Source organism: Amycolatopsis deserti (genome assembly GCF_014653945.1).
Lineage (GTDB): Bacteria > Actinomycetota > Actinomycetes > Mycobacteriales > Pseudonocardiaceae > Amycolatopsis_E > Amycolatopsis_E deserti.
In genome coordinates this window covers 21,844-45,486 of record NZ_BNAU01000001.1, presented here as the reverse complement: position 1 = coordinate 45,486, position 23,643 = coordinate 21,844, and the positions used below count along the sequence as shown (strand labels likewise).

25 protein-coding genes, 1 tRNA gene and 1 pseudogene are annotated in these 23,643 nt (G+C 72.6%); 10 read left to right on the top strand and 17 right to left on the bottom strand.

What is annotated here, in order from left to right; translation table 11 throughout:
• Positions 1-42: 42 nt before the first annotated feature.
• The 6 genes from IE290_RS00220 to IE290_RS00195 all read right to left on the bottom strand — a co-directional run bounded on the left by IE290_RS00220 (position 43) and on the right by IE290_RS00195 (position 7,238).
• Positions 43-1,587 carry a serine hydrolase domain-containing protein gene (locus IE290_RS00220; RefSeq protein ID WP_191242442.1) on the bottom strand — a complete coding sequence of 515 codons (1,545 nt, stop codon included), beginning with the start codon at positions 1,585-1,587 and terminating at the stop codon, positions 43-45.
• 231 nt (positions 1,588-1,818) lie between these two features.
• Positions 1,819-2,943 carry a CaiB/BaiF CoA transferase family protein gene (locus IE290_RS00215; RefSeq protein ID WP_191242441.1) on the bottom strand — a complete coding sequence of 375 codons (1,125 nt, stop codon included), beginning with the start codon at positions 2,941-2,943 and terminating at the stop codon, positions 1,819-1,821.
• Positions 2,944-3,396: 453 nt separating this feature from the next.
• Positions 3,397-3,456: transfer RNA gene (locus tag IE290_RS00210), tRNA-Arg, on the bottom strand.
• 326 nt (positions 3,457-3,782) lie between these two features.
• Positions 3,783-4,118, bottom strand: a complete 336-nt coding sequence (locus IE290_RS00205) for a DUF190 domain-containing protein (protein ID WP_191242440.1) — start codon at positions 4,116-4,118, stop codon at positions 3,783-3,785.
• Positions 4,119-4,132: 14 nt separating this feature from the next.
• Positions 4,133-4,507 carry a DUF190 domain-containing protein gene (locus IE290_RS00200; protein WP_229873970.1) on the bottom strand — a complete coding sequence of 125 codons (375 nt, stop codon included), beginning with the start codon at positions 4,505-4,507 and terminating at the stop codon, positions 4,133-4,135.
• 127 nt (positions 4,508-4,634) lie between these two features.
• On the bottom strand, positions 4,635-7,238 hold the full coding sequence (locus IE290_RS00195; protein WP_191242438.1) for a helix-turn-helix transcriptional regulator: 2,604 nt from the start codon (positions 7,236-7,238) through the stop codon (positions 4,635-4,637).
• 141 nt (positions 7,239-7,379) lie between these two features.
• Between IE290_RS00195 and IE290_RS00190 the strand changes: the two genes are divergently transcribed.
• The 3 genes from IE290_RS00190 to IE290_RS00180 are packed head-to-tail and all read left to right on the top strand — an operon-like array spanning position 7,380 to position 8,721.
• The gene (locus IE290_RS00190; protein ID WP_191242437.1) at positions 7,380-8,042 is read left to right on the top strand and encodes a hypothetical protein; all 663 of its coding nucleotides are present in this window, start codon (positions 7,380-7,382) and stop codon (positions 8,040-8,042) included.
• Positions 8,042-8,500: a cupin domain-containing protein gene (locus IE290_RS00185; protein ID WP_191242436.1), complete on the top strand. Its 459-nt coding sequence runs from the start codon at positions 8,042-8,044 to the stop codon at positions 8,498-8,500. The genes IE290_RS00190 and IE290_RS00185 overlap by 1 nt, the downstream gene beginning before the upstream one ends.
• The gene (locus IE290_RS00180) at positions 8,497-8,721 is read left to right on the top strand and encodes a hypothetical protein (protein ID WP_191242435.1); all 225 of its coding nucleotides are present in this window, start codon (positions 8,497-8,499) and stop codon (positions 8,719-8,721) included. Before IE290_RS00185 ends, IE290_RS00180 begins: the two co-directional genes overlap by 4 nt.
• A gap of 58 nt (positions 8,722-8,779) precedes the next feature.
• On the opposite strand, the gene IE290_RS00175 is transcribed toward IE290_RS00180, so the two are convergent.
• Complete coding sequence (locus IE290_RS00175; RefSeq protein ID WP_191242434.1) at positions 8,780-9,721, bottom strand: alpha/beta fold hydrolase; 942 nt, start codon at positions 9,719-9,721, stop codon at positions 8,780-8,782.
• Positions 9,722-9,777: 56 nt separating this feature from the next.
• Here IE290_RS00175 and IE290_RS00170 point away from each other — a divergent pair, with 56 nt between their 5' ends.
• Positions 9,778-10,368, top strand: a complete 591-nt coding sequence (locus IE290_RS00170) for a TetR/AcrR family transcriptional regulator (RefSeq protein ID WP_191242433.1) — start codon at positions 9,778-9,780, stop codon at positions 10,366-10,368.
• Between the two features lie 164 nt (positions 10,369-10,532).
• Here IE290_RS00170 and IE290_RS00165 read toward each other — a convergent pair whose 3' ends face one another.
• The 7 genes from IE290_RS00165 to IE290_RS00135 form a co-directional block, all read right to left on the bottom strand.
• Positions 10,533-11,714 (bottom strand): NAD(P)/FAD-dependent oxidoreductase, encoded by a 1,182-nt coding sequence (locus IE290_RS00165; protein WP_191242432.1) that lies wholly within the window; start codon positions 11,712-11,714, stop codon positions 10,533-10,535.
• An 85-nt stretch (positions 11,715-11,799) separates the two neighbouring features.
• On the bottom strand, positions 11,800-12,744 hold the full coding sequence (sigJ, locus tag IE290_RS00160; RefSeq protein WP_191242431.1) for an RNA polymerase sigma factor SigJ: 945 nt from the start codon (positions 12,742-12,744) through the stop codon (positions 11,800-11,802).
• Between the two features lie 55 nt (positions 12,745-12,799).
• Positions 12,800-13,198 (bottom strand): type II toxin-antitoxin system VapC family toxin, encoded by a 399-nt coding sequence (locus IE290_RS00155; protein WP_229873968.1) that lies wholly within the window; start codon positions 13,196-13,198, stop codon positions 12,800-12,802.
• The gene (locus IE290_RS00150) at positions 13,195-13,422 is read right to left on the bottom strand and encodes a type II toxin-antitoxin system Phd/YefM family antitoxin (RefSeq protein WP_191242430.1); all 228 of its coding nucleotides are present in this window, start codon (positions 13,420-13,422) and stop codon (positions 13,195-13,197) included. The genes IE290_RS00155 and IE290_RS00150 overlap by 4 nt, the downstream gene beginning before the upstream one ends.
• A 54-nt stretch (positions 13,423-13,476) precedes the next feature.
• Positions 13,477-14,106, bottom strand: a complete 630-nt coding sequence (locus tag IE290_RS00145; RefSeq protein ID WP_191242429.1) for an IMPACT family protein — start codon at positions 14,104-14,106, stop codon at positions 13,477-13,479.
• 14 nt (positions 14,107-14,120) lie between these two features.
• A complete protein-coding gene (locus IE290_RS00140) occupies positions 14,121-15,095 on the bottom strand; it encodes an L-threonylcarbamoyladenylate synthase (RefSeq protein ID WP_191242428.1) in 975 nt (324 codons plus the stop codon).
• Positions 15,096-15,234: 139 nt separating this feature from the next.
• The gene (locus tag IE290_RS00135) at positions 15,235-15,804 is read right to left on the bottom strand and encodes a dienelactone hydrolase family protein (protein ID WP_191242427.1); all 570 of its coding nucleotides are present in this window, start codon (positions 15,802-15,804) and stop codon (positions 15,235-15,237) included.
• A gap of 125 nt (positions 15,805-15,929) precedes the next feature.
• Between IE290_RS00135 and IE290_RS00130 the strand changes: the two genes are divergently transcribed.
• From IE290_RS00130 to IE290_RS38450, 3 genes and pseudogenes are all read left to right on the top strand, one after another.
• Positions 15,930-17,504 (top strand): molybdopterin-dependent oxidoreductase, encoded by a 1,575-nt coding sequence (locus IE290_RS00130; RefSeq protein ID WP_229873966.1) that lies wholly within the window; start codon positions 15,930-15,932, stop codon positions 17,502-17,504.
• Positions 17,505-17,518: 14 nt separating this feature from the next.
• Entirely contained in the window at positions 17,519-18,154 is a 636-nt protein-coding gene (locus IE290_RS00125; protein ID WP_191242425.1) for a fasciclin domain-containing protein, read from the top strand.
• 60 nt (positions 18,155-18,214) lie between these two features.
• Positions 18,215-18,301 (top strand): annotated as a pseudogene (locus tag IE290_RS38450) (hypothetical protein); the annotation flags it as partial.
• A gap of 34 nt (positions 18,302-18,335) precedes the next feature.
• Here the strand turns inward: IE290_RS38450 and IE290_RS00120 are convergent.
• Positions 18,336-18,950 (bottom strand): TetR/AcrR family transcriptional regulator, encoded by a 615-nt coding sequence (locus IE290_RS00120; RefSeq protein WP_191242424.1) that lies wholly within the window; start codon positions 18,948-18,950, stop codon positions 18,336-18,338.
• An 86-nt stretch (positions 18,951-19,036) separates the two neighbouring features.
• Between IE290_RS00120 and IE290_RS00115 the strand changes: the two genes are divergently transcribed.
• Positions 19,037-19,810 carry an SDR family NAD(P)-dependent oxidoreductase gene (locus tag IE290_RS00115; protein WP_191242423.1) on the top strand — a complete coding sequence of 258 codons (774 nt, stop codon included), beginning with the start codon at positions 19,037-19,039 and terminating at the stop codon, positions 19,808-19,810.
• Between the two features lie 289 nt (positions 19,811-20,099).
• Here the strand turns inward: IE290_RS00115 and IE290_RS00110 are convergent, their stop codons facing one another.
• Positions 20,100-20,690 carry an alpha/beta fold hydrolase gene (locus IE290_RS00110; RefSeq protein WP_229873965.1) on the bottom strand — a complete coding sequence of 197 codons (591 nt, stop codon included), beginning with the start codon at positions 20,688-20,690 and terminating at the stop codon, positions 20,100-20,102.
• 439 nt (positions 20,691-21,129) lie between these two features.
• On the opposite strand from IE290_RS00110, the gene IE290_RS00105 reads away from it, so the two are divergent.
• Both IE290_RS00105 and IE290_RS00100 read left to right on the top strand, forming a co-directional pair.
• Complete coding sequence (locus tag IE290_RS00105) at positions 21,130-21,666, top strand: sensor histidine kinase (RefSeq protein WP_229873964.1); 537 nt, start codon at positions 21,130-21,132, stop codon at positions 21,664-21,666.
• Positions 21,663-22,307, top strand: coding sequence for a response regulator (locus IE290_RS00100; RefSeq protein ID WP_191242422.1), 645 nt, complete (start codon positions 21,663-21,665; stop codon positions 22,305-22,307). Before IE290_RS00105 ends, IE290_RS00100 begins: the two co-directional genes overlap by 4 nt.
• Here the strand turns inward: IE290_RS00100 and IE290_RS00095 are convergent.
• Entirely contained in the window at positions 22,283-23,641 is a 1,359-nt protein-coding gene (locus tag IE290_RS00095; protein ID WP_191242421.1) for an NAD(P)/FAD-dependent oxidoreductase, read from the bottom strand. The two genes, IE290_RS00100 and IE290_RS00095, sit on opposite strands and share 25 nt — an antisense overlap.
• Positions 23,642-23,643 lie beyond the last annotated feature (2 nt).

The following is a 23,643-nucleotide window of genomic DNA, read 5'->3' as shown; positions in this document are numbered from 1 at the left end:
GGACTTCCTTTCCTCGCACGCACTTCGTCGTGCGCCCCGTGTTCATCCCCCAACCGACTGCTGGAGGGACGCCAGCAGCGCCGGAAGCGCGGCCGGAAGCTGCTCACCCGTGATGCGGGCCGTCTGCTGCCAGCCGTCCAGCAGGCGCGGCAGCAGATCGGGCACCTGCTGTGCCAGTTGCGTGGTCCCGGCCGGAAGCGCGGTCAGCGCGGGGAATCCGGTGCGCGGAACGTCCATCAGGGACCGGATGGTGCCGGCGGCGGCCAGATTTCCGCCGCACCCGAAGATCGTGCAGCCCTTTGGCGCGTTCGGACCGACCTGTGCCACGGCGAGGTTGTCGGGCACGCTGACGAACAGGCTCGGGTCGACCGCACCCGGCTTCGGCGCGACGTAGGGTGGCGCGGCGGGTTGCCGGGGCGTGACGACGGACTGCATCAGCAGGCGGAAGAATTCGTACTCGATGCGAGTGGTCTGGCCCGGGGCGACCGCGGTGAGCGGATCGCCCGCGTCGAGCCGGCTGGGTGGCCAGTTGAGCGTCCCGCTGGAGCGGGTCACCACCATGTCCAGGCCGGGGATCACGAAGACGTGCTGGCCGAAGAACCCGTACGAGAAGTACATGTCGGCCGGTGCGCTGGCGATCATCGGCGCCGGGTTGCGGGTGGCGGCGAACGCGGACGGGGTGATCCAGTACGGGCCGGCGTTGAGCCAGGTGAGGTAGCCGTAGCCGGGGTTGGCCGGGCTCGGCGTGCGCAGTTCACGGAGGTAGCTCTCGGCGATCAGCCGCTCGCCGCGGAAGGTGCCGTCGTTGGCCAGCAGCTGGCCGATGCGCCCGAACTCGTTGCCCGGCAGGAACAGGTTCGACCAGCCGTCGGTGTTGCCGCTGCGGTCGCGGAGCCAGAACCAGCGGTCCCGCGGGATGCCGAGCGGCTCGAAGAGCTCGCGCTGGGCGAACTCCTGGAGGTCCTCGCCGACGGCGCGCTGCACCACATAGGCCACCACGGACGGCCCCGTCTGCGAGTATCGGTAGAAGGTGCCCGGCTCGTGGTCGAACGGCAGGGACAGGAACTCCTGGACGCGGTCGGGCATCGCCAGGTTCAGCTCGCGCGTCCAGTTCGCCCGGACGCCGCTGGTCTGGGTCAGCAGCTGGCGAACGGTGACCCCGCGATGCGCCGCGTCCCCGAGGCCCGCTGGCAGGTACTTCCCGATCGGATCGTCCACGGAGAGGCGGCCGAGGGTGACGGCCCGGCCGGCGAGCAGGGCGGTGATCGTCTTGGTCTGGCTCCAGTTGTTGCCCGGGACGTTACCGAGCAGCGGGTCGAAGATCCCCGTCCCGACGAGACAGTTGTGCCGGTAGACCTGCACGGTCTCGGACCCGTTCACCGACATGAGGTTGAGCGCGTGGCCGAGCGTGGCGGGGTCGAGCCCCACCTGCTCGGGGCGCGCGGTCTCGTACCGGTCCCCGGCGTCCGCGCAGACGGTTCCGGCGGTCGCCGTTGCGGGATCCGGCGCTCGGAGCGCGGTCGCGAGCAGCGCGACGGACAACACGCCGGCGAGCGCGGCCCACCGGCGTGCGAGTGACAGCTTCATCGATGCCTCTCCGGTTCCTGACAGGTCGGTCTGGCCGGTACTCAACCGGACCAGGCCGACCATGTCAATGATCGTTCATATACAAGGATGCAGACAAAGACCGGCACGTGCAATGCCGCACTGGACGCGCATCGAGGCACGCGACAGGTCTTAGCTGTATGAACGTTCATAACGAACCTGGCAGATAGCGGCAATGACGTCCGCTCGATCAGGTGACGGCGCTCGGCCGTCCTAGCAGGGTTTCACCCAGCCGGGTGAACGCACGCCCCAATCACGCAACACGGCCTCGGTGTCGGCACCGGGCTCTCGTGGCGCGGCCGGCAGATCGGGTGCGCTGCGGGAGAACCGCGGCGCCGGAGCGGCCTGGCGGACCCCGCCCAGCTCGACGATCGTGTCGCGCCCGGCTAGCTGTGGTTCTTGGACCGCTTCCGCGAAATCGAGCACCGGGGTGACGCACGCGTCGGTGCCGGCGAACCGCTCGGCCCACTCGTCGCGGCTCCGCGTCCGGAACACCTGCTGGAACGCTTGCCGCAGACGCGGCCACCCGGAACGGTCGAGCTGGTCCGGAAGATCGGCGTCGTGCAGGCCGAGACCGCCGACGAGCTGGGCGTAGAACTGCGGCTCGATCGCGCCCACCGCGACGTGCCGGCCGTCGCGGCACCGGTAGGTGTCGTAGAAGGGCGCGCCACTGTCGACGAGGTTCGACGCCGGCTCGTCCCGCCACTGGCCGGCCCCGCGCAGCGCCCACACGCCCTGGGCCAGGGACGTCACGCCGTCCACGATCGCCGCGTCGACCACCTGCCCGAGGCCCGAGCGCCCGCGTTCCCACAGCGCCGACAGCAGACCCAGGACGAGGTACAGCGATCCGCCGCCGAAGTCCCCGACCAGGTTCAGCGGCGGCGTCGGGCGCGCGCCCGCCGTGCCGATCGCGTGCAACACGCCGGTCACGGCGAGGTAGTTGATGTCGTGCCCGGCCTGGGTGGCGCGCGGCCCGTCCTGACCCCAACCGGTCATGCGGCCGTAGACCAGGCCGGGGTTGCGGTCCAGGCACTCCTTGGGGCCGATGCCCAGCCGCTCGGTGACCCCCGGGCGGAATCCCTCGATCAGCACGTCGGCCTTCTCGACCAGCGCGAGCACGAGTTCGCGACCCTCCGGCTGCTTCAAATCGGCCGAGATCGAGCGCCGACCGCGCATCAGCCAGTCAGCGGCGTCCTCGGGCACCACCCGCAGGCCACCCCTGGGCCGCTCGATGCGCACCACCTCGGCGCCCAGATCGGCCAGGAGCATGGCCGCGTGCGGTCCCGGGCCGATCCCTCCCAGCTCCAGAACGCGCAACCCGTACAACGGTCCCGCCACGGCGGTCCTCCTCCTCGGTCCGGCCGGCGGGAGGGCACACGTCAGGCGAACCGCAGCAGCGACGTCGTGTCGCCGCCGCCGGAGACCCGCCGTTCATCGTCCGTCCGCCGGCCACTGTCGGCAATCCGCTCGGGACTACCAGTCCGAGCGCGCGCGGGCAAGCGGGGATGGGGGGTCACCGATCGCCGCCGCCGTTGCGGGGAGAACCCGAGGCCCGGTATCCACCCCGCCGCGGGGGCCCGGACTGGAGCTAACCACAGCGGCAAGGTAAGGCGCTGGGACTCGAACCCCTCACCCGTCGCTCAATCCGGACTCGGCCAATCCTCCTCGGCACAGCAGGGTTTCTCCACGGGGCTGCCCGACCAAGGGGTCGGATCTGGCCGTTCGGATCCAAATCGCCGTGCTGCCGACTACACCACAGGGTCTCGCCACCTGCGGTGAACCGCATGCGGTTCCGGGGACTCGAACCTGGGACCTCCGCGTTCGTAGCGCGGCGCTCTGTCCTTCTGAGCTACAGGGGTCCGACGGGCCCGGCCACCCACCTGCCGCGGGCCGGGCCCCTGTTCGCCTCGACCGCACACGAGCGGCCGGAGCGAGCGAAGGAAATGTCTGCTCCGCGGTGTAGATGTCAAAGAACCACGCCGCGCCGGAAAATGGGCCAGCACTTCCACAAGCTCGCCGATTCGCAGAGATGTTTTCAAGGGTGCGCGAAATAGCGAAAGCCGCCCGGATCGGGTTTCCCGATGGGCGGCGCCCTCGTCACGACGTCATGCTGGGGCGCACCCATGTCGCATGTCCGTCATAACTTCTCCCTCGTTGATCGTGTGCGAGCGCAACCGTCATGCGGTTGGCTTTCCCCGGTAGCGGTGGACCTCGACTTCGTCGATCAGCGCGGTGCCTTCCCCGACGAGTTCGTCGAGTTCGGGCAGGAACGTGCGGACGCGGTCCTCGGTGTCGATGATGATCACGACGATGGGCAGGTCCTCGGTGAGGTCGAGGATGCGGTCGGTGTGGATCAGCGAGGACGTACCGAATCCTTCGCAGCCGTGGAGGACGGTGGCGCCGGCCAGGCCCGCTTCCCGGGCGCGGTTGACGATCTCGTGGTACAGGGGTTTGCGGTGCCAGGTGTCGTCTTCGCCGATGAAGATCGACAGGCGGAGGGCGTTCCCGGTCATTTGCATCTCGCTGCTCACCCGGCCCCACCGGTGGACCACCAGTGTGCGCGCTTGTGCTCGGACTGTGTGTAGTGGACGGTCTCGACCTCGTCGAGCGTGACCAGCCCGCTGATGTCCAGGTCGTCCAGCTGCGGCAGGAAGCCGCGGATGCGGTCCTCGGTGTCGGCGATGACGATCACCAGCGGGAGGTCGTCGCTGAGCCGGAACACGTGTGCGGTGTGGATGCGGGAGTTCGCGCCGTACCCTTCGATGCCGCGGATGACGGTGGCACCGGCCAGGCCGGCGTCATGGGCGCGGCGCACGATCTCGGTGTAGAGGGGCTTGTGATGCCAGTGGTCGCTCTCTCCGATGAAGATCGACAAGCGGAGCGCCCGGCCGGAACTCTTCACTGGATCGCCTCCCGCGGGATCCATCACCACGCCCAGTACATCGCCGCCCGTGCCGGGGGTCAAGAATCGATCGGGGAGCTCTCCTGGCGGGCTTGCGGAACCACCACACTGGCCACGGGTACGGCGCTCAGATGCCGAGCAGCGCGGCGAACGCTGTCCGCTCGGTGACGCCCAGTTTCGTGCTCGCCCGGTACAGGTGTCCCTCCACCGTACGGACCGAGACGACCAGCCGGTCGGCGATCTCGCGGTTGGACAGCCCCCGCGCGGCCAGCGTCACGATCTCCCGCTCGCGGTCGGTGAGCGGCAACGGTTGCTCCGCCGCCGCCAGGGCCGGCGTTCGCGCGCCTTCGCAGGCTTCGGCCAGCTGGTGCGCGCGCGTGGCGGCGGCACGGGCCGCCGCCGTACGGCCGGCCCGCCAGTGCGTGGCGGCGGCCTGGGCGGCGGCGTCGGCGGCGGCCAACACCTCCCCCATGTCCTCCAGCGCCCGGGACACCGCCAGCAGCGCATCGGCGTCGTCGCCGGCGAGTGCGGTCGCCTGGGTGGCGGCGGCCGCCGCGCGGGGTCCGTCCACCTGCTCCGCGAGTTCGGTGAGCCGGGGTGCGGCGGTCCGGTCCCCGAAGCACACCGCGACGTGCAGCGCGAAGACCTCGAACGCGGGCTGACCGCGCGCGGCCGCGAGGTCGGCGGCTTCGCGGGCCACCTGGATCGCCGAGCTGACCGAGCCTTCGGCCGCCCGCACCCACGCCCGGGCGAGCACGAGCTCGGGGTCGAACAGCGCCGCCGACGGGTGCCGCTCCTCCTCCGCGGCGGCCAGCGCCACCGCCGCCTCGCCGGCCTCCCCCGACATGGCCAGCGCCTGGGTCAGCGCGACGAGGTTGCTGTACCCCGGCCCCTGCTGCCGCACCGGCCCCAGACCGGCCTCCGCCTCCCGGAGCCTGCGAATGGCCGTGCCCAGCCGGCCCCGGTAGAGCGCGGCATAGCCCAGCAGCGCCACGCCGAGCAGTTGCAGCGGCCCGGGGATCTCGGCGCCCTGCCGGTACCGGGTCCGCGCGATGTCCTCCACGCCGCGGAGGTCCCCGGCGAGCCGCAGCCCGAGCAGGTGCGCCGAGCACAGCCCGAACGACGGGACGACCGCGTCGAAGGACCGCTCGGCGGCGGCGTAACCGGGCGCGGCGGCACGTTCCAGCTCACCGGCCCGGCCGAGCGGCCCCAGCGCGCCGACCACCGCCCACGCCACCAGCAGGATCGCGTGCGGCGGCAGCGCGCCCGACTGCGCCGCGGCCGCGACTTCGACCGCCTCCCGCGATCGTCCCCCGAGGGCGCGGAAGAGCGCGCGGATCGCCAGGATCGGCGCCAGGGCCTCCGGCCGGTCGATGCCGGCCTCCGCCCGGTCCAGCACGGCCTCGGCGTCGGCCGGGCGGCGGCAGGAGAAGAACAGGTTCCCGGCGCGGGGCACGGCAACCAGGCTGCGCTGGAAGTCGTCGGTAGCGAGCGGGGCGAGTGCGGACAACTGGGCCTCCGCCTCGTCCCCGCGGGTCATCCAGGACAGCGCGAAGCCGAGCGTCAGCTGCGCCTCGAACCCGCCGCCGGCGTCGACGGCCGCCTGGGCCAGCCGGGCGGCGAGCGGGACGTCGAGCAGCGCGATGGCCCGCTGCGCGGCGAGCGTGTGCAGCCGGGGATCCGGATCGAGGTCGGACTCCAGGACGAGCACCGCCCGCCGCATCGTGTCGTCGGCGCGCCGGGCGCCGGTGTCCTCGAGCGCGCGGGCGATCCGGCCCCGCAGCCGCCGCGCCCGCAGCACCCCCAGCGCCTCGCGACGCACCTCGCCGTAGAGCGGGTGCGCCAGCCGGGCCTCCAGCCGGCGCCCGTCCGGCTCGACGACGACCAGGCCCTCCGCTTCCGCCCGCTCCACGCCCGCGGCGCTGGTCAGCGCGCCGAGCAGGGGTACGCCGAGCGGCTCGCCCAGCGCGAGGACGTCCACCACGTCGCGGACCGCGCCGGACAGCCGTCCCATGCGGGTGGTGACCAGGTCGGCCAGGCCCGGCGACAGGGCGGGGTGGCCCGACCAGCGCCACACCCCGCGCACCTCGCGCAGACCACCGCCGGCCACCTCGCCGTCGACGAGCTGACGCAGGTAGAGCGCGTTGCCGCGGCACAGCGTCCACAGCCGGGCCGCGCTGGCGCTGTCCACCGGGCCGCCGAGCACCGCCTCCAGCAGGGCCACGGTCTCGGCCTCGGACAGCGGCTGGACCTCCAGCCGGTCCAGGTGGCCGTCCTTCCACAGCGCGGTCACCGCGTCCGGCGCCGGCTCCCCGCTGCGCACCGTGAGCACCAGGGTGGCGATCCGGCGCAGCGCGAACTGGTGCACCAGCGACGCGGACAGCGCGTCCAGGAGGTGCGCGTCGTCCACGCCCACCACGACACCGCCGCGGCCGGCGCCGGTGAGCACTTCCGTGGCCCGGCGGAGCAGCTGGGTCACGTCGCCGCTGACCTCGGTCAGCACGGTGGCGAACGCCCCGAGCGGAACGGCACGGGCCGACGCGGTCGCCGCGATCCACACCGTCCCGGCGTGCCGACGGGCGGCGGCCGCCAGCGCCTCGCGCGCCAGTCGGGTCTTGCCGACCCCGGCCGCGCCGGCCAGCACCACGCCGTTCCCGGCGCCGCGCCGCACCACGGCGTCGACGAACCGCAGCTCTTCCACCCGGCCGGTCAACGGCCAGTTCAGGCCCACGACACGGGACGGTAGACGCTCACCGCCCCCGGCGTCTTCCACCCGGCGGGCGATATCCGAGTAGCGCACTACTCGTGTGCTTCGCCGGGGCCGGGATGACGCTGAGCGGCAAAGGTTCCGCCGTTCCGAAGGAGGGACGTCATGGTTGCTGTGAACACCGAGCCACGGTCCGGCCTCTACCTGCCGCCGGTGGCGAGATACCTGATGGGTGCGGGCGCCGTGCTGGCCCCGCTGCTCGTCGCCGTCGGCGTGGCGCTGAACCTGGACATCGCCGGCACCACCAACACCGCGATCGCCCAGCAGGTGGCCGACAACCTCGGCGACTACCGGACGCAGGCGTGGCTGACCGCGGTGTCAGCGCTGCTGTGGGTGCCCGCCGTGCTCACCGCGGGCCGGGTGGCCCGGTGGAACTCGCCGCGGCTCGGCCTGACGGGCACGGTGCTGGCGTTCGGCATGGCGATCCCGATCGGACTGGACACCGAGGCACTGGCCTACGTCGCGCTGAAGAACGGCGTGCCGATGCCCGTCACGGTGGCCATGATGGACACCGCGGACAACACCCCGCACTGGAGCGTCTTTTTCGTCTTCTTCGCCGGGCTCATCGGGCTGATCCTGCTCGGCGTCGCCATCCTGCGCGGGCACGCGGCGCCGCCGTGGGCGGGTGTCGCGCTGATCCTGGCCGCGGTGGCCGTGCCGGTCTCGTGGTTCGCCGGTTCCGGGATCGCGGTGCTGGTCTCCTGGCTCGTGCTCGCCGCGGGGTTCGCCGGGTGCGCGCAGGCGTTGATCACCCACCGGGAGGCGTGATGACCGGCAAGATCCACCTCGCCCGGCCCGGCGAGGGCCGGCCCCACGCCATGACCGACGGAATCCACACGGTCAAAGCCGGGGCCGAGCACACCGGCGGCGCGTACGAAGTGTTCGAGGTCGACGCCCCTCGGGCCCCGGCGGCGCCGCCGCACCGGTCGCCGTGGGCGGGGACATTGTACGTCCTCGACGGCACGGTCCTGGTGCACGTCGATGACGAGAAGCACGACCTCGGTCCGGGCGCGGCCATCACGATCCCCGCGCAGTGCGCCTTCACCTTCGAGGTGACCAGCGAGTCCGCGCGGATGCTGGCCGTCACCAGCGGCGACGGAGCGGGCCGGTTCTTCGCCGACTTCGCCGCGGCTGTCCCGGCCGACCGGCCGCTCGACGAGGTCCTGCCGCGGCTGCTGGAGGTGACCCGCCGGCACGGCGTGAGCGTCGCCGAGCCGGGCAGGTGAACAACGCCGCGAGGGGCTCCCGTGCGGACGGCCGGTCGTCCGCACGGGACGCGGCGATCGCGCGGCTGCCGCGGGCCTACGCCCGGGCACTGCGACTGCGCGACGCGGGCGTGCCCCACGCACGGATCGCCGCGCGGTTGCGGGTGGAACCCCAGGCGCTGGACGCCCTGTTCGCGATCGCCGAAGCGAAGCTCGGCACGCTCCTCGACGACGAGACGTGATCCCGGGGCCCGCACTGGTGCGGTACGCAGTCCGGGGAAGCCGATGTCGATGCGGGGGTCAGACCACGCCGCCGCGTTCGCGGTCGATGAAGGCGGTCACCGCGTCCACGACCGCGCCGGGCTGTTCGTCGGGGATGAAGTGCCCGGCGTCCGGGATGACGACGCCGGTCGCGTTGTCCGCCCACGGGCTGATCGAAGCGGCCATGTCCGGGATGGAGCCGTGGGAGCTGGAGATCCCCAGGACCGGAACGGTCAAGTGCCCTCGGCCGAGTGCGTCGTGGTTCTTGCGCGCGGATTCCGCGGTGTCGCGGTAGTAGGCGAGAGACGCGCGCAAACCTCCTTCGGCGGCGATGGCGGCGGCGTAATGGTCGATCTCGGCACTGTGGAACGTGTTGGGGGACAGCGCTTTGACCGTCAGGAACCAGTCGACGTAGTCCCGCTCGCGTCCGGCGAGCAGTGTCTCGGGGAGATCGGGCACCAGGTGGAACGCGAAGTGCCAGGTCTTCCAGGCCCGGTCGGGATCGGTCGGGATGGCGTCCGGGAGCGTGATCCCCGGGATGCCGGCGTCCAGCAGGGCGACACCGTGCAGGTGCTCCTCGTAGGTCAGGGCCAGCGAGAAGGCGACCCAGGCGCCGATGTCGTGGGCGACGAGCCAGTACTCCGGCACGTCGAGCGCGGTCACCGCGGCCTGGACGCGCGCGGCGACGGTGTGCGTGTCGTAGCTGTCGTGCGGGCGCTCGGAGTGGCCTTGTCCGGGCAGGTCGAGTGCGATCACGCGGAATCGCCGGGCGAGGCCCGGCATCACTTTGCGCCAGGCCCACCAGGTCTGCGGGAAACCGGCGAGCAGCACGACGGCCGGACCGGCCGGCTGACCGCCGTCCACGGCGTGCAGCCGGATGCCGTCCGCGTCGACCCAGCGGTGGGTGAATCCGGCGAGGTCGTGCAGCGGTAACCCGGAGATCGGGTTCTGGTCGCGAGCGCGGTGGGCAGCGTCAGTCATCTCACGACCCTAACGCATCTTGGACTGTTCAGTTCAAGATGGGGTAGGGTCATGAGATGGCCGGGAAGATACAGTTCGATGTGGACATCGCGCTCGACGCGGCGATGGTCCAGTTCTGGCGAGCCGGGTACGCCGACACGTCTGTCGACGACCTGTCCAGGGCGACCGGGCTGAACCGCAGTTCCATCTACTCCTCGCTCGGCGACAAGGAGTCGCTCTACCTGCGCTGCCTGGACCGCTACGCCACGCGCTACGGGGACAAGTACGACCAGGCCCTGTCCCGCGCGTCCACGGAGCCACTGCGGGCGGTACGGGAGTTCTTCGACGTCACCCTGCGGCGCATCGCCGACCCGGACGTGCCGGACGGATGCCTGGTCGCCCAGACCGCGCTGGCGATACCGGCGCTGAGCCCGGGCATCGCCGCGCGCGCGATCGAAGCTCTGGACCGTCAGCGGGCGCGGCTGCGGACCGCCTTGACCGCGGCGAAGCTGCCCGACCGCGACGCCGACGACTTCGCCGTCCACCTCGCGGCGGTCAACCAGTCGCTGGCGGTGATGAGCCGGGCCGGGGCGGGGCCGGAGCAGCTCCGCGCGATCGTCGAGGTTAGCGTGAGCGCGCTCGCGCAGGCGTTGTCGGCCCGGAGCTAGGTCTCCTTGCGCCCGCTCAGTGCAGGCCGCGCTTTCCGGGCGCTCCGCCGTCACGTAGCCGCCCTCGAGGGCCGGATCGCTCAGGCGCAGGCGGCGAGGGACCTCGTCCTCGGGGACGCTCCGGAGAACGCCCCCGAGGAACGGCGTCGTCATCGCGTCCGGTGTCACGCCGTGACCGCGTGCGAATCCCCGGCCCGGACGGTGTGCCGACGACGGCTCGGCATCATCCCGGTCGGGTGGCTGATGCTCCAGGCCGCGCTCTTGCAGATCATCTCCTTGAGGCGGGCGCCCATCCTCCCGGTGACGGCAGACGGTTTGGGCTGGTCGTCCGGGGTCACCCACTGGATGACGGCGTCGCGGCGGCCGAGGCTGATGCACTGGGCGGTGTAGCCGATCTTGTTCTCGGGGATCTCGCGTCCGGTCAGGCGGGCGGCGATCACATCGGCCGCCAGGTGGGCCGAAGGAACTCCCGAGGCGCAGGACATCCGCAGTGGCGCACCGTTCCCGCCCGGCGCCAGCGCGGCATCACCGACGGCGTAGACGTCGGGGTGCGAGACCGACCGCATCGTCTCGTCGACGACGATCTGCCCCGTCGCCGAAACCCGCAGGGTCGTGGCCGCGGCGATGGGGTGGACGGCGAACCCGGCCGTCCAGACGGTCACCTGGGCCGGGATGGTGCGACCGTCGGCGGTGACCGCGCCGGCCGGTTCGACGCGCACGATGTCGGTGTCCTCGTGCAGGGTGATGCCGAGCCGGCCGAAGGCCTTGCGCAGGTGCTGCTGGGCCTTCTCGCTCAGCCAGTCGCCGACGCCGCCGCGGGCGGCGAGTGCGACGTCGAGGTCCGGCCGGGCTTCGGCGATCTCGGTGGCGGCTTCGATGGCGGTGAGGCCACCTCCGACGACCAGCACGGTCCCGCCGGCGAGGTCGTCCAGACGCCCGCGCAGCCGCAACGCGGACTGCTTGCCGGCGATGTCGTGGGCGTGCTCGGCGACGCCGGGGACGCCGCAGTCGGCGGCGGTGCTGCCGAGCGCGTAGACGAGCGTGTCGTAGGCGATCTCGCCGGGGCCGTCGGCGCCGATGACGTCGACGGTCTTGCGGTCGGCGTCGACGGCGGTGACCCGCGCCAGCCGCACCCGCACGCCGGTACCGGCGAAGACGTCGGTCAGCGCGCGGGGCTTGAGGTCCTGGCCGGTCGCGAGCTGGTGCATGCGGACGCGCTCGACGAACTCGGCGTCGGCGTTGACGAGCGTGATCTCGGTGTCGGCGGGGTGCAGCCGCTTGGCCAGGCGCGCGGCGGCGTTGGCTCCGGCGTATCCGGCTCCGAGAACGACGATCTGGTGCTTCATGGTCTCTCCCACTCCGGTTTGGCTGGTGGCGCTTCCTGAACCGGGCAGCGGCGCGAAACCTGACAGGAGAGAGTTGTGATCCGGGTCACTGGCGGTCGGCGAGCGGTTCCCCGTGGTCGAAGGTGGCCCACTGGCGCGTCGCGCGTTCGAGTTTGGCGGGGTTGGCCTGGATGTGGACGGCCGCGATGCCGTCGGTGGTCACGTCCAGGGAGGCGACGGCGGCGACCCGGTCCCCGACGATCAGCACCAGCGCGGGCAGGCCGTTGGCGACCGCGGCGAACTGGGTGGGCCGGCCGCCGATCATCTTCCACTTGGCCTCGCTGGGCTCGACCAGCCCGCGCAGGAACCTCGCCACCCGCACCACGCCGGTGACCGGCCACGGCAGCGAGAAGACCACGCCGCCACCGTCACCCACGCTGATCACGTCGTCGGTGAGCATCCGCACCAGGGAGTCGGTCCGGCCGCTGAGCGCCGCGGCGAGGAACTCCTCGACGATCTTGCGGGCAGCGGCCGCGTCGACCGCCACCCGGCGCCGGTCGGCGGCCAGGTGCTGCTTGGCACGCCGGTAGATCTGCTGGCAGTTGGACTCGGTGAGGTCGAGAACCTCGGCGATCTCGCCGTGCGAGTAACCGAACGCCTCGCGCAGCACGTAGACGACGCGTTCCTTGCCGGAGAGCCGCTCCATCAGCGTGAGCATCGCGATCGAGACGGATTCCCGCTGCTCGACGGTCTCGGACGGACCGGCCATCGGGTCCCCGGCGAAGACCGGCTCGGGCAGCCACTGGCCGACGTAGGTCTCCCGCTTGGCGCGCGCCGCGGTGAGCCGGTTGAGGCAGAGGTTGGTGAGCACCTTCGTCAGCCACGCCTCGGGCGTCTCGATGCGCTCCCGGTCGGCGGACTGCCAGCGCAAGTACGTGTCCTGCACCACGTCCTCGGCGTCGCTGGCCGAGGAGAGGAGGCGGTAGGCGATGGCCTCCAGCCGGGCCCTGGCCCGCTCGAACACCTCGACCTCGTGCGCAGCGACCGGCATGGGGTGAACCTACCGTCCGCGGTGGAGCTTGGTCACGCGCGGCCGGCCGGGGCGGTCACCACAGCACCTGCACTCCGGACACGGTGCGGAACGCCTCATCGGCGGTGGCGAGGGGCAGTGACTCGGTCATGCACTGCGCGGCGATCATCCGGTCGAAGGGATCCCGGTGCTGCCATTCCAGGGAGCCGGCGAGGAGAGCGTGTTCGTCCGTCACGGGGATGCTGTCCACCGCCAGCCGCGCGAGGTGCTGGCGATACGCCCGCGTCAGCACCTCGGCCTGCGGCAGCTTCCCCAGACGTTGCTTCGTCGCGATTTCCCACGCCGAGGCCGCGGAGACGAACAGCTCGGTGCGACGATCGGCGACGGCGGCGCGAATTGGTTCGGACAGCCTGGCGGGCTCGGTCAACGCCCACAGCAGCACGTGCGTGTCGAGCATCAGCCTTCGCGGAGTCACGCCTCCCACGTCGCCAGCTCATCGTCGGGGAGCGGCTCGGAGAACGAGTCCGGAACGCGGTAGGGCACGAAGCCCAGCTCCCGTTCCGACGGCTCCTGGATCGGAACCAGCCGGGCGACGGGGACGTCTCCGCGCGCGATGACGACCTCCTCGCCGCGCTCGACGTCGGCCAAGATCGCGGACAACCGCGTCTTGGCCTCCTGCACCTTCACCGTCCGCTCCACAGGGTCGACAGTACTTGACCAACCAGGGTTGGTCAACCTTGGTTCTGGTTCCGCTCAGGGTAGGTAGAGGTCCCGGGGTCCCGCGTCCAGCGCCTCGACCGCGCCGCCGGATCGTTCGGCGAGCCACGCCCCGAACGCCTCCCGGCTGTCCTCGGTGACGGCGACGGTCAGCGTGACGTCCGCGCCGTAGTCGATGCCCAGCAGCCGGTAGGGCGAGTTGCGCAGGTCGTGCTCGAGGCGGCCGGCCAGGTCGTGCGGCACAGCGAGCAGCAGTTCGCGGTGCCGCACCCGGCGCAGCGTCCCGACGGCGTCGAGCGTTTCGGCCAGCGCGCCGGAGTAGGCGCGGACCAGCCCGCCCGCCCCGAGCTTGGTCCCGCCGAACCACCGGGACACCACAGCGACGACATCGGTCAGGTCGCGGCGCGCCAGCACCTCGAGCATCGGGACGCCCGCCGTGCCCGAGGGCTCACCATCGTCATTGCTGCGCACGGTCATCTCGCCGGTTTCCGGGTCGCCGATCCGCATCGCGGTGCAATGGTGGTTCGCGCCCGGCCCGGCCTTGCGCACCCGCGCGATCACCGCCGCCGCGGCCTCGGCGTCCCCGACCCGCGCGACGGTGCACCGGAACCGGGACCGCTTGATCTCGACTTCGTGCACCCCGTCGCGGGCGATGACACTGGTCACGCCGGCTGTGCTGATCAGTCCGCGCGGGGCCCGGCCGCGCGGCGCAGCCGGTTGGCGATCGCGAGCCCGAGCCCCTCCTCCGGCGGCAGGGACGCGACGATGAGGTCGCAGCCGCGCTGGTCCAGCTCGCGCAGGAAGCCGTAGAGGCTGCGCGCGTAGGCGGCCATCGAGCCGGGGATCTCCACCACGGCGTGTGCGTTCACCGGGCCGTCGCTTGCGGCAGGGGGCAGCAGGACGCCCACCCGGTGCCCCTGCTCCCCCGCCAGCTCGGCTTCGGTGACGACCTTCTCCGGCTCGACGAGCACGACCCGCGCCCGCGGCGCGTAGTGCGAAGGGTGCTGGCCCGGGACGCGGATGTGGCTGGTGGTGGGGACCGCGAGCGGGCGCTGCAGCACGGCTTCGAGGTCTTCGCGCGTGACCCCGCCCGGCCGCAGCACGCTCGGCTCGTCCCCGGTGACGTCGACGATGGTCGACTCCACCCCGACGTGGCAGGGGCCGCCGTCGAGCACGAAGTCGACGGCGTCACCGAGTTCGGTGCGCACGTGCTCGGCCGTCGTGGGGCTGACGGAGCCGAACCGGTTCGCCGACGGCGCCACGACACCGCCACCGAACGCCGACAGCAGCGCCAGCGCGACGGGGTGATCGGGCACGCGCACCGCGACGGTCTCCAGGCCACCGGTCGCTTCCAGCGGCACCCGGCGAGCGCGGCGCAGCACCAGCGTCAGCGGCCCGGGCCAGAAGCGCTCGGCCAGCAGGCGCGCCGTCTCGGGCACGTCCTCGACCCAGTCCCCCAGCTGCCCCGCACCACCGAGGTGAACGATCAACGGATGCGACGACGGGCGCCCCTTGGCCTGGTACACCCGCCCGACGGCGGCCGCGTCCTCGGCGTTGGCGCCCAGGCCGTAGACCGTCTCGGTCGGAAAGGCCACCAAGCGCCCGGCACGCAGCAGGCCGGCCGCCTTGTCGATGTCACTGGTACTCGCCGTCACGGGCCCGATTGTCCCACCCGCGCCGTTCGCTCAACGCACGGTGGTGGAGTCGGCGGCGGGCCCCGGCTCCTCCCGGCGGAGGGCCTGGTCGTCAACGTCGCCACGCTGCCACCTCGAATGCGGTCAATGCTCGCACCAGTCACACCGAAGCGAGGAACGAGCGCACCCGTTCCAAGAGCAGCCCGGCTGCCTCGGCGTCGTAGGCGGGGAGTGAGGCGTCGGCGAAGAGGTGCTGGTCGCCGGGGTAGAGGAACAGCTCCGCGTTCGGCGTGGAGCCGACCAGGTCCCGGGCCGCCGGGAGGTCTTCGCCGAAGAACTCGTCCTCCTGCTTGCCGTGGATCTGCACCGGCACGCCGGCCGGCCACGTCTCGCCGAACTCCGTGACCGGCAGGCAGGAGTCGATGAGCACCGCGCCGCGCGCGCCGGGGCGGGTCTGCGCGAGCCGCTGCGCGATGGTGACCCCGAAGGAGAACCCGGCGTACACCAGCTCCACCCCCAGCGCCTCGGCCTCGGTGATCCCGCGCTCCCGCAGCTGGTCGAACCCGGCCTGTCGCGCGAAGGCGAATCCCTCCTCGATGCTGCCGAACGTCCGGCCCCCGAACAGATCCGGGGTATGCACCGTGTGCCCCGCCTGGCGCAGGCCGTCGGCGACGCTGCGCACGCCCTCGGTCAAGCCCTGGATGTGGTGGTACAGCACGACCTCGGCCATGTCGGGCACCCCTCTGTCGATCCGATCGCCTGGAACATCGGCGACGCTAGTCTGTCCGGCCACCTGGCGAGCGAAAAAATCCACATCCGCCCAATCCGCTCCGGCGACGGGCCCGAATGCCCGGCGTGACCACCACCAAGGAACCGCGGCCGCGCGGCTGGACCGGGCGGCTGGCCCGCATCGGGTCCGGGGCGCTGCTCGGGCTCCTCGCCACGGCCGCCGCGCTCGGCGTCGGCGAGCTGGTCGCCGCGTTCACCGGGGCGGCCACCGCCCCCGGGACGGCCGTCGGCACCGCGCTGATCAACCTCGCCCCGCACGAGCTCAAGGACTTCGCCGTCCAGCGGTTCGGTACCAACGACAAGGTCGTCCTGGTCGGCGGTGTGCTGCTCGCCCTCGTGCTGCTCGGCATGGCCGCCGGCGTGCTGGCCCTGCGCCGTCTGTGGGCGGGAATCGCCGTCGTGGTCGCGCTCGGTGTGGCCGGGATGGTCGCCGCGGCCACCGCGCCGGTCGCCGGCCCGACGTCGGTGCTGCCGTCGCTGGCCGCGCTGCTGGCCGGCGTCGCCACGCTCGTCGTGCTGGTCCGCCTTCGCAACGGCCGCACGGAGCCGTCCACTACAGACAGTCCACACCAGACAACCGGGCGCCGGACCGTACTGCTCGCGGGCGGTGCGGTGGCCGGGTTCGCCGTCCTGTCCGGCGGGGCGGGCCGGCTGCTGCAGGGCGGCGGTTCCCTCGCGCGGTCCCGGGCCCGCGTCCGGATCCCGGCGCCGGCGAGCCCGGCCCCGGCCCTGCCGGCCGGCTACCAGTTCCGGGACCCCGGCCTGGTCCCGTTCTTCACCCCCAACGCCGGGTTCTACCGGGTGGACACCGCGCTCGTGCTGCCGCGGGTCCCGGCCGAGCAGTGGTCCCTGCGCATCCACGGCATGGCCGCCCGGGAGATCGAACTCTCCTTCGACGACCTGCTGGCCCGGCCCCTGGTGGAACGCGACCTGACCCTGTCCTGCGTGTCCAACGAGGTCGGCGGGCCCTACGTGAGCACGGCCCGGTTCGTGGGCGTGCCGCTGGCGTCGCTGCTGCGCGAGGCCGGCATCCGGCCCGGTGCGGAACAGCTGGTGTCCACCGGCGCGGACGGCATGACGATCGGCAGCCCCACCGAACTGATCCTGGACGGCCGGAACGCGCTGCTGGCGGTGGCGATGAACGGCGAGCCGCTGCCGGTCGAACACGGCTTTCCCGCCCGGCTGATCGTGCCCGGCCTGTTCGGGTACGCCTCGGCGACCAAGTGGGTCACCGACCTGAACCTGACCACCTACGCCACCCAGCCCTACTGGATCCAGCGCGGCTACGACCGGACCGGGCCCGCCAAGACCGGATCCCGCATCGACGTTCCGAAACCGCTGTCCCGCGTCCGGGCGGGCGAGGTGGTCGTGGCCGGGGTCGCCTACGCCCAGCACCGCGGCATCAGCGCGGTCCAGCTGAGCTTCGACGGCGGCCCGTGGCAGGACGCCGACCTCACCACGCAGGTCACGCCCGACACGTGGCGCCAGTGGCGCTACCGGTGGAGCGCCGCGCCCGGCACCCACCGCATCCAGGTCCGCGCCGCCGACGGCGCCGGCCGGCTCCAGCCCGAAACCCGGGCGCCGGTTTTTCCCAGCGGAGCAGACGGCTGGGAATCGATCGTGGTGACCGTCACCACCTGAGAAAGGAACACCCCATGCAGTTCAAGCGCACCCTGGCCGCCGTCGTGATCGCCGGCACCGCCACCGGTCTGGCCGCCTGCGGCAGCTCGGACGACTCCAGCGGCAGCGGCGGCGGCACGTCCGCCCCGGCCGCGCCGATGCCCAGCAGCAGCGCCCCCGCCGCGGCGATGAGCGGGGAGTTCGGGCCGGCTTGCGGCCAGGTCCCGGCCACCGGCCCGGGCAGTTTCCAGGGCATGTCCACCGCCCCGGTCGCCACCGCGGCGGGCAACAACCCCGTGCTGTCCACCCTGGTGTCGGCGGTGCAGAAGGCCAACCTGGTCGACACGCTCAACAGCGCCCAGAACATCACCGTGTTCGCCCCGGCCAACGCCGCCTTCGGCAAGATCCCGGAGGCCGACCTGAACAAGGTGCTCAGCGACAACGCGGCGCTGGCCAAGCTGCTGCAGTACCACGTCGTCGCGCAGCGCATCAGCCCCGAGCAGCTGGCGGGCGGCGAGTTCACCACGCTGGAGGGGCAGCAGGTCAAGACCTCCGGCAGCGGCGAGGACTTCACCGTCAACGGCTCGGCCAAGGTCGTCTGCGGCAACGTGCGGACCGCCAACGCGACCGTCTACATCATCGACCGCGTCCTGATGCCCAGCGCGAGCTGATCACGGCACCGACCGCGTGGCGCCCGGCCGGCACTCCAGGCCGGGCGCCACGCCGTCGGCGCCGTGTTCCTCCTCGTCGGCGTGCTCGGCTTCGTGCCAGGCATCACCACCGGTTGTTCGGCGTCGCCGGTCCAGCGGGCCCGGAGCACAGCGGCGGTCGTAGTCGGTGCGGATGGGCTGCTCAGCGTGGCGCGGCCGGCCAGGCGGCCAGCGCCAGCTCGGCCACCGCGGTCAGCTGGGTCGCGGTCGCGCCGTCCTGGGCTCGTTGTGAGAGTCCCTGGAGGACGGTCGCGAAGTACTCCGCCAGGTCGCGCGGGCTCGCCTCGGCGGGCAGCTCCCCCGCCCGCTGCGCCTCCCGCAGCCGGGCCTCGAACCCCGCCACGTTCCGGTTGCGCAGATCGCGGAGGAACGCGCGCACTTCGGTGTCCTGGGGAGTGACGTTGATCGCCGCGCTCATCGCCAGGCAGCCGGCCGGGTGTTCGGGGTCGGGGTAGATGACCGCGGCCTCCCGGAGGATGCGCGCGAACGCCCGGTACGCGGTGGGCTCCTCGCGCAGGGCCGCACCCGCGAAGCCGCCGACAGCTGTCCGCCCGTAGGCCTCGACGACCTCCTCGAACAGGGACTTCTTGTCCCCGAAGGCCGCGTACAGGCTCCCCGACCGGATGCCCATCGCCTCGGTCAACTCGCCGATGGACACGCCTTCGTAGCCCCGCTCCCAGAACAGGCGCATGGCGGCGCCGACCGCGGCGGCGCGGTCGAAGGTGCGCGGGCGGCCGCGCTTCGGTTTCTCAGCCATGCGTCACATTTTAGAGTGACCGACCAAAAAATCGTGCTATCGTCTTTGTTGGTCGATCACTCAACAAAGGAAGGCGGTCAACGACCATGGGAACGCAGCGGCTCGAGGGCAAGATCGCGCTGGTCACCGGGGGCAGCAGGGGCATCGGGCGGGCGATCGCGCAGCGGCTGGCCCAGGACGGCGCCGTCGTCGCGCTGACCTACGCCCGCGACGAGGCCGCGGCGCACGACATCGTGGAGCGCATCCGCAAGGACGGCGGCCAGGCCTTCGCCCTCCACGCGCCGCTGGGCCGTCGCGGCGACGCCGCCGCCCTGTGGTCGGGCTTCGACGCCCAGATCCGCCACCACGCACCCGAGCCGGTCGTCGACATCATCGTCAACAACGCCGGCATCGGACGCAGCGCGGACCTGGCATCGCTGACCGAGGACGGGTTCGACGAGGTCTTCGCCGTGAACGTGCGGGCGCCGTTCTTCATCGTCCAAGAAGGACTGAAGCGGCTGCGCGACGCCGGCCGGATCATCAACATCTCCAGCGGCGCGGCTCACCTCGCCATGCCGGAGGCCATCGCCTACGGCGCGACCAAGAGCGCCCTGGACAACTTCACCCGCAACCTCGCCAAGGAGCTGGGCCCCCGGGGCATCACCGCGAACTCGGTCGCGCCCGGGATCATCGACACCGACGTCAACGCGGGGTGGCTGCGGGGCAACCCGGAGGCCGAGGCCCACGCGGCATCCGTGGCCGCACTGGGCCGCGTCGGCCGGCCGGAGGACGTGGCCGACGTGGTGGCGTTCCTCGCCTCGGACGACGCGCGCTGGGTGACCGGCAAGGTGATCGACGCGACCGGCGGCTCCGGCCTGTGAGCCCGCGCCCCGGGCGGGAGTCCCGACGGTGACCTCCCGCCCGGGGGAAGCTGCCGTGGCGCGTCCTGCGGTGCGGTTCAGCCCTGCGTCTCCGCGGTCACGCGCTGGATCGCCTGCACCACCACGTCGGCCTGGTCGACGTAGACGTAGTGGCCGCTGCCGGTCGCCGTGGTGGCGTTGCTGCTCGTGGACAGGTCGAGCCACTTGCGCTGCCCGTCCGCCTACGCCTGCTCCAGGGCGGGACCGTAGCCGGGTACGGCGGCGGCCAGGTACGGCTGCCCGTGCTGGATCACCTCCACCGCCCATCCAGGACGGGGCGGTCGGTTCCGCCGGCGACCTCCCGGGCGGACTCCGGGATGATCGTCGTGGTGTCGGCGACGATGGTCGACGGGGTGGCGTCCACCAGGACCAGCCCGGCGACCCGGTCCCGGTGCGCGGGGGCGTACCGGGCGGCGATCAGCCCGCCCAGGGAATGCCCGGCCAGCACGGCCGGCTGCCCGCCGGCGACCTGCTCCAGCACCCCGGTCAGCACCTTCCCGGCACTGTCGAAGGTCTGCGGGCCCGCCGGCTGGTCGCTCGCGCCTTCCCCGAGCCGGTCGTAGGAACACACCCGGCCCCGCGCGCTCAGCGTCTGCTGGAGGCCGGCCATCTTGTCCAGACCATCGCCCAGCCCGGCCATCAGCACGACGACCGGCCGGTCCCCGGCCGCGGTTCCCGAGCACGACACGTTCACCGACCGGCCCTCGACGGTGATCTTCACGGTGCCGGAGATCGGCGCCGGCTCCGCGGAATCCGGGGCCTCGTCGCATCCGGCGAGCACCGATCCGGCCACGGCGCACAACACGGCGACGGCGGCGGATGCCTTGACAGTGCGGAACATGCGTCACTCCGTGGTGGTTCGTCCGAGGCGCCGCAGCGAACCGCCGCGGGCGCCTGGAAAGCTAGGGCTTCCGGGGCCCGGTGTCGTCACCACGGCGTGGACATCCGCGGGTAGCTCGCACGGGGGACGACGACCCGGCGCCGGGGGCGGCGCCCTGGCCGATAACCTCCTCCCGTAATTCGGCGCAGCACCGAGCGGTGGCGACGGTTCGACGTCACGGTCCGGGACGCCCCCGTCGCGCTGCTGCTGGCGGCGGCTTCGCTGCCGGCGCTGCACAGCAACGGCACCCAGCTCGGGGACGTGCCTGGCCCTGGTTCTCGCGTGGGGCGTCGGGAGCTGGCTGCGGCAGTCCCGGGCCGCGGAGGCGGAGCGCCGCCGCCACGTCGCCGAGACCACCCGCGCCGCGGAACGCACGCGCATCGGCCGCGAACTCCACGACGTGGTGACCCACCACGTGACCGCGATGGTCGTGCAGACCGAGGCGGCGCGGTACCTGACCGGCTCGCCGGAGCGCCTCGACCAAGCCCTGTCCGCGGTCACCGGCTCGGGCCGGCGGGCCATCGCCGACCTGCGTCAGCTGCTCGACGTGCTCGACCCCGAGCCTCGAACCGCGGGCGATCTGCGCACCCTCGTCGAGCGGACCCGGCGAGCCGGCCAGCCGGTGGAGTTCACCGAAGACGGCGGCCCGGCCACCGGCGCCGCCGGCGCGACGGCATACCGTGTGGTGCAGGAAGCCTTGACGAACGCGCTGAAGTACGCGCACGGCAGCCGCACCACTGTCCACGTGCGACACAGCGACCGGGAGATCACCGTGGAGGACGGGGCGGGGTCACCCGGCACCGTCGGCGGCAGCGGCCGCGGTCTGGCCGGGCTCGGCGAACGGGTCGGCGTGCTCGGCGGCGAGTTCACGGCCGGCGGGCGCGACGACGGCGGATTCGTGGTGCGGGCCCGCATTCCCGTGGGCAGCGCGTCGTGACCGCACCGGTCCGCGTCCTGGTGTGCGACGACCAGGCGCTGATCCGCACCGGGTTCACCACGATCATCGACGCCCAGCCCGGCCTGGAGGTGGCCGGCGAGTGCGGCGACGGGCGCACCGCCGTCGACCTCGCCGGCCGGCTTCGCCCGGACGTGGTGGTGATGGACGTGCGGATGCCGGGGCTGGACGGTATCGAAGCGACCCGGCTGCTGGCCGGGGCCGGCGTGGCCCACCCGGTCAAGGTGCTCGTGGTGACCACGTTCAACCTCGACGAGTACGTGTACGAGGCGTTGCGCGCGGGCGCCAGCGGGTTCCTGCTCAAGGACGCCCCGCCGGGCCAGCTGCTGCACGGCATCCGCACCGTGGCCTCGGGAGCGGCGTTGCTGGCGCCCGAGGTGACGCGCCGGCTGGTCGGCCGGTTCGCCGCGCGGATCCGGCCCGCGGAGGAACCGGGCGAGTCACCGCTGACCCCGCGCGGACGGGAAGTGCTGCGCCTGATCGCCGAGGGCCTGTCCAACAGCGAGATCGCCGCGGCGCTGGTGATCAGCCCGGAAACCGTGAAGACCTACGTGTCGCGGATCCTCGCCAAACTCGGCCTGCAGGCCGTCGTCCACGCCTACCGCCAGGGGCTGGTGAGCTGAGCCGCACCGCGCCGGGCGTTGCGGCGGCTTCCGTTGATGCGGTCGTTGAAGCGGTCGATGGCCCAGATGGCGCGCAGTCCCAGGCGGCTCATCATCATCGGGCGCGGGAACTTCGGTTCCCGCGCCCACAGGACGTCCAGGTCCGCGGGCCGCTTTCCGTCGACGATCAGGTCCGCGAGGAGGGAACCGACGTACGGCGCCTGCGCCAGGCCGTGGCCGTTGCACGCGATCGAGTAGAAGACGCTGTCGCCGATCTGCCCGGCGACCGGGAGCATCGTCGGGGTGATCGCGATCCACCCGCCCCAGGCGCGCTCCACGGCGACATCCGCCAGTGCCGGGAACCGCGTCGCGAACGCTTCGGCGAGTTCCGCCACCAGCGCCGGGTCGGGCGTCTTCCGCGGCAGCGGGTAGGTCGTGCCCCGCTCGAGCCGCCGGACGCCGAACACGATGGTGTTACGCGGTGTCAGCCGGTAGTTCTCCATGATGGCGTGCTGCGTCACCAGTCCCGACCGGCTGGTCCAGCCCAGCGCGGCCAGGCGGTCGCGGTCGATCGGCTCGGTCTCGGCCTCGGCGACCCAGATGGGCACGGACAGGTGCTTCGGCGTGATGTCCCATTCGCCGGCGAAGGCGTTGGTCGCCAGCACCACCTTCTCCGCCCGGACCCGCCCGTGCGGGGTGGTGAGGACGACCCGACCGTCGTCGCGGGCCACGTCGGTGACCTTGGTCTGCTCGAAGACCCGCGCCGACGAGGCGAGCAGTGCCCGGCGCACGCCCAGGGTGAACTTGCCCGGGTTCATCATCCCGCCGACCACCTCGCGCATCCCGCCGAGGAACCCGCGCGGGATGCCGAGTTCCTCGCTGGTGCCCAGTTCCACGTGACCGCCGGCGCGCTCCAGGATCCGGGCCACCCGGCGCACCCGGCCCAGCTGTCCGCGCGACACGGCCGCGAAGCAGTTGCCGACCGGTTCGTAGTCGCAGTCGATGCCGTGCGTCTTGATGAGGTCTTCCACGTGGTGCGCGGCGTGCTCGGCGAGCCGGACCATGCCGGGCATCTTCCGCCGGAAGAGCAGGTTGAGCAGTTGCAGGTCGCCGCCCGGAGCGCCGGCCAGTTGCCCGGCGTTGCGGGAGCTGGAGCCGTGTCCGCAGAACTCGCCCTCCAGCAGCACCACGTCGTGACCGCGTTCGGTCAGCCGGAGTGCGGTCGACATGCCGCCGAGGCCGCCGCCGACGACCGCGATCCGGCAGGAGAGATCACCGGCCAGGGCGGGCCGGACGTCCGCGGGCGGATCGACCCAGCCGCTGAAGGTGGCGTAGGAAACGTTGCCGGTCTTCATGT

Bases quoted from the DNA above. Each gene is read 5' to 3' on its own strand.
- IE290_RS00220 (WP_191242442.1), bottom strand. From the start codon at position 1,587: ATGAAGCTGTCACTCGCACGCCGGTGGGCCGCGCTCGCCGGCGTGTTG.
- IE290_RS00205 (WP_191242440.1), bottom strand. From the start codon at position 4,118: ATGACCGGGAACGCCCTCCGCCTGTCGATCTTCATCGGCGAAGACGAC.
- IE290_RS00190 (WP_191242437.1), top strand. From the start codon at position 7,380: ATGGTTGCTGTGAACACCGAGCCACGGTCCGGCCTCTACCTGCCGCCG.
- IE290_RS00185 (WP_191242436.1), top strand. From the start codon at position 8,042: ATGACCGGCAAGATCCACCTCGCCCGGCCCGGCGAGGGCCGGCCCCAC.
- IE290_RS00175 (WP_191242434.1), bottom strand. From the start codon at position 9,721: ATGACTGACGCTGCCCACCGCGCTCGCGACCAGAACCCGATCTCCGGG.
- IE290_RS00170 (WP_191242433.1), top strand. From the start codon at position 9,778: ATGGCCGGGAAGATACAGTTCGATGTGGACATCGCGCTCGACGCGGCG.
- IE290_RS00165 (WP_191242432.1), bottom strand. From the start codon at position 11,714: ATGAAGCACCAGATCGTCGTTCTCGGAGCCGGATACGCCGGAGCCAAC.
- sigJ (WP_191242431.1), bottom strand. From the start codon at position 12,744: ATGCCGGTCGCTGCGCACGAGGTCGAGGTGTTCGAGCGGGCCAGGGCC.
- IE290_RS00135 (WP_191242427.1), bottom strand. From the start codon at position 15,804: ATGGCCGAGGTCGTGCTGTACCACCACATCCAGGGCTTGACCGAGGGC.
- IE290_RS00125 (WP_191242425.1), top strand. From the start codon at position 17,519: ATGCAGTTCAAGCGCACCCTGGCCGCCGTCGTGATCGCCGGCACCGCC.
- IE290_RS00120 (WP_191242424.1), bottom strand. From the start codon at position 18,950: ATGGCTGAGAAACCGAAGCGCGGCCGCCCGCGCACCTTCGACCGCGCC.
- IE290_RS00115 (WP_191242423.1), top strand. From the start codon at position 19,037: ATGGGAACGCAGCGGCTCGAGGGCAAGATCGCGCTGGTCACCGGGGGC.
- IE290_RS00110 (WP_229873965.1), bottom strand. From the start codon at position 20,690: ATGTTCCGCACTGTCAAGGCATCCGCCGCCGTCGCCGTGTTGTGCGCC.
- IE290_RS00095 (WP_191242421.1), bottom strand. From the start codon at position 23,641: ATGAAGACCGGCAACGTTTCCTACGCCACCTTCAGCGGCTGGGTCGAT.